This window comes from Methylibium rhizosphaerae (genome assembly GCF_006386545.1).
Lineage (GTDB): Bacteria > Pseudomonadota > Gammaproteobacteria > Burkholderiales > Burkholderiaceae_C > Pseudorivibacter > Pseudorivibacter rhizosphaerae.
Genome location: NZ_SWAR01000022.1, coordinates 82563 through 91803 on the forward strand (window position 1 = coordinate 82563; position 9241 = coordinate 91803).

General features: G+C 68.5%; 8 protein-coding genes and 1 pseudogene. 6 read left to right on the plus strand and 3 right to left on the minus strand.

The features are described from left to right. Window positions 1–531 precede the first annotated feature (531 nt). Genes E8D38_RS16385 through E8D38_RS16400 form a run of 4 tightly spaced genes read left to right on the plus strand, consistent with a single transcriptional unit; the run spans window position 532 to window position 3674 of the window. Window positions 532–1566 carry an RluA family pseudouridine synthase gene (locus E8D38_RS16385; RefSeq protein WP_140633106.1) on the plus strand — a complete coding sequence of 345 codons (1035 nt, stop codon included), beginning with the start codon at window positions 532–534 and terminating at the stop codon, window positions 1564–1566. Next, window positions 1563–2234, plus strand: coding sequence for an HAD family hydrolase (locus E8D38_RS16390; RefSeq protein WP_246099527.1), 672 nt, complete (start codon window positions 1563–1565; stop codon window positions 2232–2234). Before E8D38_RS16385 ends, E8D38_RS16390 begins: the two co-directional genes overlap by 4 nt. Further along, window positions 2227–2628: a Rieske (2Fe-2S) protein gene (locus tag E8D38_RS16395; RefSeq protein WP_140633114.1), complete on the plus strand. Its 402-nt coding sequence runs from the start codon at window positions 2227–2229 to the stop codon at window positions 2626–2628. Before E8D38_RS16390 ends, E8D38_RS16395 begins: the two co-directional genes overlap by 8 nt. A gap of 26 nt (window positions 2629–2654) precedes the next feature. Beyond that, the gene (locus E8D38_RS16400) at window positions 2655–3674 is read left to right on the plus strand and encodes a S49 family peptidase (RefSeq protein ID WP_140633117.1); all 1020 of its coding nucleotides are present in this window, start codon (window positions 2655–2657) and stop codon (window positions 3672–3674) included. 18 nt (window positions 3675–3692) lie between these two features. Here E8D38_RS16400 and ureG read toward each other — a convergent pair whose 3' ends face one another. From ureG to ureE, 3 genes and pseudogenes are all read right to left on the minus strand, one after another. Beyond that, window positions 3693–4343, minus strand: coding sequence for an urease accessory protein UreG (gene ureG, locus E8D38_RS16405; RefSeq protein WP_140633120.1), 651 nt, complete (start codon window positions 4341–4343; stop codon window positions 3693–3695). Continuing rightward, window positions 4340–4996, minus strand: a complete 657-nt coding sequence (locus E8D38_RS16410) for an urease accessory protein UreF (protein WP_140633150.1) — start codon at window positions 4994–4996, stop codon at window positions 4340–4342. The genes ureG and E8D38_RS16410 overlap by 4 nt, the downstream gene beginning before the upstream one ends. Before the next feature lie 65 nt (window positions 4997–5061). Further along, window positions 5062–5577: pseudogene (gene ureE / locus E8D38_RS16415) on the minus strand (urease accessory protein UreE); the annotation flags it as partial. A gap of 127 nt (window positions 5578–5704) precedes the next feature. Between ureE and E8D38_RS16420 the strand changes: the two are divergent. Then, window positions 5705–7759 (plus strand): AsmA family protein, encoded by a 2055-nt coding sequence (locus E8D38_RS16420; protein ID WP_181179178.1) that lies wholly within the window; start codon window positions 5705–5707, stop codon window positions 7757–7759. A 92-nt stretch (window positions 7760–7851) separates the two neighbouring features. Then, window positions 7852–8964, plus strand: coding sequence for an IS5 family transposase (locus E8D38_RS16425; protein WP_140633153.1), 1113 nt, complete (start codon window positions 7852–7854; stop codon window positions 8962–8964). Window positions 8965–9241 lie beyond the last annotated feature (277 nt).

Below are 9241 nucleotides of genomic sequence, written 5' to 3' on the forward strand. Positions count from 1 at the left end.
CACCGGGCGGGCGACTCATCGATGCACGAAACAGCGTGAAAAACCGGAAGGAATCGCCCTGGACTTCAACAAGAGCCGCGAGGCTCAGCGGTGAAGCGTTGGCGCGTGCGTGGCAGTGGGAGAGGGACGTGCTCGGCGCAACCATTGAGTGGAAAGCTGCACCCGGCCGGCACCGCGCTCGCGCCCAGCGGCGGTCGCCAGCCGCAAGGCTGCGACACACGCACGTGGGGGGAGGGGAACGGCCTCTGAGAACATCCGTTGGATCACTTGACGCGGGCGTCAGGCTGAAAAGACGGCTCGCTACTTTGAGCTGCTTTCGGCCTGGCGCCGGAAAACCTTGGTTTCTTGGTTCTTCTACGCTGGCTCTGCCGCTGGTTCGAACCGCCCGCCGCTCACCTTGGGAGCCGGCCTGACGGGACTTGACAGCGTTGCATCACCGGATTTGCCGAAAGCGGATGGGCTTCGGCGACCACGAGCCCCGTAAGCTGACGGGTAAACTCAAGCAAATCAATCACTTACAGCGCAAACGTGGTGCAACGCATTATAGGTGGTAAATCCTTGCCGCCGAGCGCCGGAAAAACACCCGGAAAACCAGCGGGGGCCCCCAGGCCGAGCCCTGCTGCGGTGCAGCACCTGGAGATTGACGAAGCCAGCGCCGGCCAGCGGCTCGACAACTTCCTGATCAAGACGCTCAAGGGCGTGCCCAAGACGCACGTCTACCGGATCATCCGCAGCGGCGAGGTGCGGGTGAACAAGGGCCGGGCGGCCGCGGACACCCGGCTCGAGATGGGCGACAGCGTCCGCCTGCCGCCGGTGAAGCTGCCGGAAAAGGCCGAAAAGGCAGTCCCGGCGCGGGAGTTCCCGGTGCTGTTCGAGGACGACCACCTCATCGCCGTCAACAAGCCGGCCGGCGTGGCGGTGCATGGCGGCAGCGGCGTGAGCTTCGGCGTGATCGAGCAGTTGCGCCAGGCACGGCCGGACGCGAGGTTCCTCGAACTCGTGCACCGGCTCGACAAGGAAACTTCGGGCCTCCTGCTGGTGGCCAAGAAGCGCAGCGCGCTCACGCACCTGCAGGACCAGTTCCGCGGCCGCTCGACCGGCAAGACCTACGCCGCGCTGGTGGCGGGTGCCTGGCCTGCCAACAGGAAGGTCATCGACATCGCGCTGCACAAGTACCTCACCAGCGAGGGCGAGCGCCGCGTGCGTGCGGTGTCGCCCGCGGCCGACGAAGGCAAGCGGTCCATCACCCTGGTGCAGGTGGTGCAGGCGTTCAAGGCCTGGACGCTGCTCGACGTGACCATCAAGACCGGCCGCACCCACCAGATCCGCGTCCACCTGGCGCATGAAGGCTGTCCCATCGTGGGCGACGAGAAATACGGCGACTTCGCACTCAACAAGTCGCTGGCCAAAGGCGAGGCGTTGCAAGGCGTGAAGTTCGAGCGCATGTTCCTGCACGCCAGGCGCCTGCGCTTCGACCACCCCGCGACCGGCGAGGCCATCGAACTCGAGGCGCCGCTGCCTGCAGAATGCCGGGACCTGCTTCACCACCTGCCCCCGAAGAAGTGACCGACACCCACCGCCCGCGCCAGTTCGACCTCGTCGTGTTCGACTGGGACGGCACCCTGTTCGACTCCACCCGGCTCATCGTCAAGTGCATCCAGGCGGCCTGCACCGACCTGGCCGTGCCGGTGCCCAGCGATGCCGACGCCGCCTACGTGATCGGCCTGGGCCTGCACGACGCGCTCAAGTACGTGGTGCCCGGCCTGCCCGAAGAGCGCTATCCGGAGCTGGGCCAGCGCTACCGCCACCATTACTTCAGGAGCCAGCACGAGCTGACGCTGTTCCCCGGCACGCTGGCCATGCTCGATGCGCTGAAGCAGCGCCACCACTGGCTGGCCGTGGCCACCGGCAAGACGCGCCATGGCCTCGACGAAGCACTGAAGACGGTGCAGCTGCGCGGCATGTTCGACGGTTCGCGCACGGCCGACGAAACCGCGTCCAAGCCCGATCCGCTGATGCTCAACGAACTGATGCGCGAGTTCGGCACCGAGCCGCAGCGCACGCTGATGATCGGCGACACCACGCACGACCTGCAGATGGCGGCCAATGCCGGCACCGCCTGCATCGGCGTGGGCTACGGCGCGCACGCGCACGACAGCTTCGCCGAGTTCTCGCCGCGCTTCGTGGCCCACTCGGTGCCCGAGCTGCAGGCCTGGCTCCTTCAGCATGCCTGACGCCGGCGACCTGCCCGCGCCGGCCGCAGGCGGCGAGTTCCTGTGCGCCTCGGCCGAACTGGCCGAACGCGGCCGCGCCTACCTTTTCGACGTGCTGGAGTACGGCCGCAGCGTGCGCGCCTTCGCGCTGCGCATCGACGGGCAGGTGGTGGCCTACCTCAACCGCTGCGTGCATGTGCCGGCCGAGATGGACTGGCAGCCCGGCGAGTTCCTCGACAGCAGTCGCGAGTTCATCCTCTGCTCGACGCACGGCGCCGCCTACGAGCCCAAGGGCGGCCGCTGCATCGGTGGCCCCTGCGGCCGCGGCCGGCTCACGGCCTTGTCGGTGAGCGAGCGTGACGGCATGGTGTATTGGTATCCTTCCCGCGACATCCGTCCTGTATTTGCCGCCTGACTGCGCGGCCCCCGGAAAGCCCCCTCATGAGCACGCTAGACGACCCTTCCCGTCCTGAGCCCGGTTTCAACCTGCCTTCTCCTTCCCCTTCGGCCGAGCCGCGGCAGGAGCCTCCCGCAATGCCGGCGCGCGACGACGGCATCGCCCGCGAATTCGCGATGGCCTACCTGACCGACCGCAAGCGCGAGCGGCGCTGGCGCCTGTTCTTCCGCTTCGCCTGGCTGCTGGTGTTCATCGCCATCGCCTGGGCGCTGGTTGCCGAGCGCAGCGCCACCAGCGTGCCGAATGGCCCGCACACCGCGCTGGTCGAGGTGCGCGGCGAAATCGCCAGCGACACCGAGGCCAGTGCCGAAGTCATGGTCTCCGGCCTGCGCGCCGCCTTCGAGGACGTGGGCGCCAAAGCAGTGGTGCTGCGCATCAACTCGCCCGGCGGCAGCCCGGTGCAGGCCGGCATCATCAACGACGAGATCCAGCGCCTGAAGGCAAAGCACGGCAAGCCGGTGTACGCGGTGTGCGAGGAGCTCTGCGCCTCGGCCGCCTACTACATCGCCGCCGGGGCCGACGAGGTGTTCGTCGACAAGGCGTCCATCGTCGGCTCCATCGGCGTGCTGATGGACGGCTTCGGCTTCACCGGCACGATGGACAAGCTGGGCATCGAGCGCCGCCTGCTCACCGCCGGCACCAACAAGGGCATGCTCGATCCGTTCTCGCCGCAGAACGAGCAGCACCGCGCCTATGCGCAGACCATGATCGACCAGATTCACCAGCAGTTCATCGCGGTGGTGAAGCACGGCCGCGGAAAGCGCCTGAAGGAAACGCCCGAAACCTTCTCGGGCCTCTTCTGGAACGGCCAGCAGGCCATCGACCAGGGCCTGGCCGACAAGCTGGGCAGCCTGGACTTCGTGGCCCGCGAAGTGGTCAAGGCCGAAGAGGTGATCGACTACACGCCGAAGGAAAACCTGGCCGAGCGCCTGAGCAAGCGTTTCGGTTCGGCCATCGGCGAAGGCGCGGTGCGCGCGCTGCGCGCGGTCACCAGCATCCGCTGACCGTGCGCGGTCTGCGGTTCACCCGCAGACCAGCAGCCCCTTGGTCTCGATGAAGCGCACCACCTCGTCGAGCCCTGCCCGCGTCTTGAGGTTGGTCATCGCATAAGGCAGGGTCGGCCGCATGCGTTTCGTGTCGGCCTCCATCACGGACAGGTCGGCCCCTACGTGCGGCGCGAGGTCGGTCTTGTTGATGACGAAGAGGTCGCTCTTGGTGATGCCCGGGCCGCCCTTGCGGGGAATCTTCTCGCCGGCGGCCACGTCGATCACGTAGATCGTGAGGTCGCTCAGCTCGGGGCTGAAGGTGGCCGCGAGGTTGTCGCCGCCCGACTCGATGAACACGATGTCGGCGTCCGGAAACTTCGCCAGCATGCGGTCCACCGCCTCGAGGTTGATCGACGCGTCCTCGCGGATGGCGGTGTGCGGGCAGCCGCCGGTTTCCACGCCCATGATGCGCTCCGGCTCCAGCGCGCCGGCCACGGTGAGCAGGCGCTGGTCTTCCTTGGTGTAGATGTCGTTGGTGACGACCACCAGGTCCCAGCGCTCGCGCATGGTCTTGCAGAGCATTTCGACCAGCGTGGTCTTGCCGGAGCCGACCGGCCCGCCCACGCCCACCCGCAGCGGGGGCAGTTTCTTGGTGCGGTTGGGAATCGAGTGAAGCAGTGTGGTCATGAGCGGAAGAGTCGCGAGTACTGGGTTTCGTGCCGTGCCGACAGGATGGCCAGGCCGGGTGAAAAGGACTGGCGCTCGCTGTCGGCCAGCGCCAGTGCTGCATCCACTGCAGCGGGGATCGCATCGGCCAGCGCGCCGAGGATGCGCTGGCCGGCGCTCTGGCCCAGCGGCACAGCCTTGATGGCAGCCTGTGCCATGTTCTCGGCCCAGCCGAAGGCAAAGGCCAGGGCCGCATCGCGCGGCGTCGCGGCGGTCAGCGCGGCCGCCAGCGCATAGGCCACCGGGTAGCACGGCGCCGGCTTCAGGCCCCGAAGCGCGGCGAGTGCCGAAGCCGGCGCATCGGGGCGCAGCCTGAGCCACTCGACGAACGAGCGGCCCATCTGCTCGGCCTGCAGCCGCAACTCGGCGCTCTCGCGGGTGGTGAGCAGCCAGGTGTTGAGCTCCTCGATGCGATCGAGGTCCTGCCGTCGCCAGGCCGACACTGCAACGCCCAGCACGGCGAGGTCGCAGCGGGCCAGCGTCAGCGCCAGCTGGTCGAGAAGCCAGCCGCGGGCATGTTCCTCATCGGTCACGAGGCCGGCGTCGACCGCGGCCTCCAGCCCCTCTGAATAGCTGAATCCGCCCACGGGCAAGGCCGGCGAGGCCAGCCACATCAGCTGCAGCAGGCTGGAGGCGGGCAACGGCTGGGGCCGTGCCGGCAGGCGTCGCGGCTTCAATGGTGTTCGTGGCCGTGATGGTGGTCGTGGCCGTGATCGTGGTGGTGGTCATGCCCGTGGCCGCCGGCCGCGTAGGCGCCCGATTCAGGCTCGAACGGTGCCTGCGCCTCGCTCACGATCAGGTGCATCTGGCGCAGCATGTCGGCCAGCACATGATCGGGCTCGAGCTTCAGGTGGTCGGACTGCAGCTCCAGCTGCACATGGCGGTTGCCCAGGTGGTAGGCCGCCCGCAGCAGGTCGAAGGGCGAGCCGTGCTCGGCGCAGTGGCGCACCACCAGCACCGGCTGCGCTGCAGCCTCCACCCGCACCAGCGAGCCATCGTCGACCACCAGCACGTCGCCTCCGCGCACCACCGCGCCGCGCGGCAGGAACACCCCCAGCGGGCGGCCGGTGCTGTCGACGGCATCGAAGCGGCTCTTCTGCCGCACGTCCCAGTCGAGCACCACGGTGGCGGCGCGTTTCACCAGGGCCGGCGCGAGGCCGCGGCCTTGCGGGATGAGTTTGTTGACGCTGTGCATGGGCGCGAGTATGACGGCTGTCGGCGCCGGCCTACACCGGTGTGGCCGCGCCGCTGATGGCAGGGGCAGGGGGCTGCGACGAAGGTGCAAGAAGCACGCCCAATCCGACCAACGCCTCATCAGCACCATGCCCTGGACGACGTCGCTCCGCCGCAACCGCTGGCTGCTTGCCTTGCTGGCCGTGCTGCTGCTGCTCGTGGTGGCCTTCAGCGTGCCGTGGCGGCTCAACTTCGCCCGCGACTGGATCGCCGAGCGCACCCAGGCCGCCACCGGCCGTGCACTGCGGCTCGAGGGCGACATCTGGTGGCACTGGGGCCGCCTGGGGCGGCTCGAGGTGAACGGGCTGCGGTTCGCCAACCCGGCCTGGGCCGGCCGGCCCGACATGGTGAGCGCGCAATCGATCGATGCCCGCATCGCACTGTGGCCGCTGCTCACCCAGCGCCGGCTGCAGATCGTCGAAGTGCGCATGCACCAGCCCGACGTCTGGCTCGAGAGCAATGCGCAGGGCCAGCGCAACTGGCTGCTCGACACCAAGCAGAGCGACGAGGGCTCGCGCATCGAGCTGGGCCGCGTGTGGCTCGACAACGGCGTGCTGCGCCTGCGGCAGCCCCACCTGCAGACCGACGTGCGGGCCAGCTTCCAGAGCGTCGTGCAGGACGAGAAGGCGCGACTGCGGGTTGGAGCCGAAGGGCAGTGGAACGGCCTGCCGCTGCGTGCAGCCGGCACCGGCGACGACGTGCTCCAGCTGCGCGAGGCGAACAAGCCCTACGGCCTGGACGTGGACGCTTCCATCGGCCTCACCCGCGTGCGAGCCGCCGGGCAGGTGACCGGACTCCTCGCGCCCAAGGCGGCGGACCTGCGCATCGAAGTGCAGGGCCGCACCTTGGCCGAGTGGTACCGCATCGTCCATGTGGGACTGCCCGAGACGCCCGCCTACCAGACCGCCGGCCGGGTGCGGCTGGACCGCGGCGTGTGGTGGTACGAGGACTTCACCAGCCGGGTCGGCAGGAGCGACCTGTCCGGCCAGATCCGCTTCGAGCCGCGTGACGCGCGGCCCTTCGTCGGCGGGCGGCTGCATTCGAAGCTGCTGGACCTGAACGACCTGGGCCCGGTGGTGGGCAAGACGACGAAGCCGGTCACGGCCGGCCCGGCGGCGGCCCGCGCATCGGAGGCCGCGTCGGCGCCGCCCGAGGCAGCCGCGTCGCGCCCGGCGCAAAGGCCCACGTCGGGCGCCTCCACCGCGCGGGTGAAGGGCGGCCGCGTGCTGCCGCAGCGCGGCTTCAGCGCCGAGAAATGGGACACGCTGGATGCCGACCTGCAGTTCGAGGCCCAGGCCATCCGCAACCTCGGCTCCATGCCCTTCGACAACCTGAAGACCCGCGTCGTCATGGACGACCGCAAGCTCACCCTCGACCCGCTGCGGCTCGGTTTCGCCGGCGGCAGCGTGGCCGGCTCCCTGCAGATCGACGGCCGGGTGCAGCCCATGGCGGCGCGGCTGAGCGCGCGGTTCAACCGCCTGCAGCTCGAGCAGCTGCTGCCGCGGGTGCGCAACACGCGGGCCGCCTTCGGCCAGCTCAACGGGCGCGCCACGCTGGCGGGGCGCGGCAACTCGTATGCGCAGATGCTCGGCACCTCGCAAGGCGAGATGCAGCTGGCCATGGGCCGCGGGCGCATCAGCAACCTGCTGATCGAGCTGGTGGACCTCGACCTGGCCGAAGCGCTGAAGTTCCTCGTCGCCGGCGACCGCAACATCCCGGTGCGCTGCGCGCTGGCCGACGTGGGTTTCGAGCGCGGCGTGATGAGTTCGCGCGCCATCGTGTTCGACACCGCCGACACGGTGGTCGATGCACGCGGCACGGCCGACCTCGCGAAGGAAACGCTCGACGTGAAGGTGACGCCGCTGCCGAAGGACCGCAGCCCGCTGACCCTGCGCGTGCCGTTCACCGTGCAGGGCAGCTTCGCCGACCCGAGCGTGAAGCCGGAGATGGGCAAGCTGCTGGCGCGCGGCGGCGGCGCCTTGCTGCTGGGCGCCTTGGTCAACCCGCTGGCCGCGCTGATCCCGCTGATCGAGACCGGCCCCGGGGCGGACAGCGACTGCTCGGCCCTGATGGCCCGCGCCCGCGGCGAGGGCGTGAAGGCGATCGACGCCGAGCCGCCGGCCGCCGGGCCGGGCAGGCGCTAGCAGGCTGTTGAAATTCGCCCGCGCAAATGCTGATTCGCGAAAGGCGGGTTGTTGATACCGTGCAGACCGACATAACGACGCGGGCGACGCCGATGCGCGGATGTGACGGAATGCAGGAAGGCCTGTTCACGCTGGCCAAGCTTGATGACTTCGTTCCGGCGGATCACCCGCTGCGGGCGATTCGGGTGCTGGTCAACGAGGCGCTGGTCGCCCTGAACGAGCTGTTCAACTCGATCTACGCCGACAGCGGCCGAGCGTCCATCGCGCCCGAGAAGCTCCTGCGAGCGATGCTCATCCAAGTGTTCTTCTCGGTTCGCAGCGAGCGGCAGCTGATGGAGCAGGTTCGCTACAACCTGCTGTTCCGCTGGTTCATCGGCTTGGCGATCGACGACGAGGTCTGGGATCACTCGGTGTTCTCCAAGAACCGCGACCGCCTGCTCGAGCATGCCGTGGTCGAGCGCTTCTTCACCGAGGTGATGCGCCTGGCCGACCAGCGCAAGCTGCTCAGCAAGGAGCACTTCTCGGTGGACGGCACGTTGATCCAGGCGTGGGCCAGCCACAAGAGCTTTGTGCCCAAGGATGGTGGCGACCCGGGCGCGGGCAGCGGCGGCGCGGGTGGCCGCAACACGGAAAAGGATTGGAAGGGCAAGCCGCGAAGCAACGACACGCATGCCAGCACGACGGACCCTGACGCGCGGCTGTTCCGCAAAGGCAAAAGCCAGGCGGCAATCCTGGGATACCAAGGTCATGTGCTGATGGAGAACCGATCGGGGCTGGTCGTGAGTGCCGTGGTCTCGCACGCTGACGGGTTCGGCGAACGCACGGCAGCGCTGGCGATGCTGGACACCTTGCCGGGCAAGGGACCCAAGACCCTGGGCACCGACAAGGGCTACGACACGCGCGACTTCATCGCCGGCTGTCGCAAGCGAGGCGTCACACCCCATGTTGCGAGCAACGTGACGCACCAAGGCGGCAGTGCCATCGATGGGCGCACGACGCGTCACGCTGGCTACAGAGTCAGCCAAGTGGTCCGCAAGCGCATCGAAGAACACTTCGGCTGGGGCAAGACTGTTGGCCGTATCAGGCAGACGGTGTACCGCGGCATCAAGCGCGTCGATCAGCACTTCAAGCTGACGATGACGGCGAGCAACATTGTGCGAATGGCCCGAATACTGGTCAGCGTTCCGCAAGGAGTCACGCAATGAACCACTGCAAGAGCACTGATACGGGCAACAAACACGACGAACTGGCCTGCGGCAGCGCGTCGAGGGCCGCAGCAAACGCTCGAATCGACATGAATTGCTCGTCATCAGCTGTATGCGGCGGTTCATCGCTGCGAAATTCAACAGCCTGCTAGGGCCCTAGTCCACTGCGTCAGTGAAATGGCACCCCCGCCGGGGCCGACAAGGGTGCAGGCGTAGGCGCGGTGCGCAGCCCAGGCTGGACGCCTGGGCAAGCGGCGCAACACCCGCATGCGCCCTT

Bases quoted from the DNA above. Each gene is read 5' to 3' on its own strand.
- ureG (WP_140633120.1), bottom strand. From the start codon at position 4,343: ATGACCACACTGCTTCACTCGATTCCCAACCGCACCAAGAAACTGCCC.
- E8D38_RS16425 (WP_140633153.1), top strand. From the start codon at position 7,852: ATGCGCGGATGTGACGGAATGCAGGAAGGCCTGTTCACGCTGGCCAAG.
- E8D38_RS16420 (WP_181179178.1), top strand. From the start codon at position 5,705: ATGCCCTGGACGACGTCGCTCCGCCGCAACCGCTGGCTGCTTGCCTTG.
- E8D38_RS16410 (WP_140633150.1), bottom strand. From the start codon at position 4,996: ATGTGGCTGGCCTCGCCGGCCTTGCCCGTGGGCGGATTCAGCTATTCA.
- E8D38_RS16400 (WP_140633117.1), top strand. From the start codon at position 2,655: ATGAGCACGCTAGACGACCCTTCCCGTCCTGAGCCCGGTTTCAACCTG.
- E8D38_RS16395 (WP_140633114.1), top strand. From the start codon at position 2,227: ATGCCTGACGCCGGCGACCTGCCCGCGCCGGCCGCAGGCGGCGAGTTC.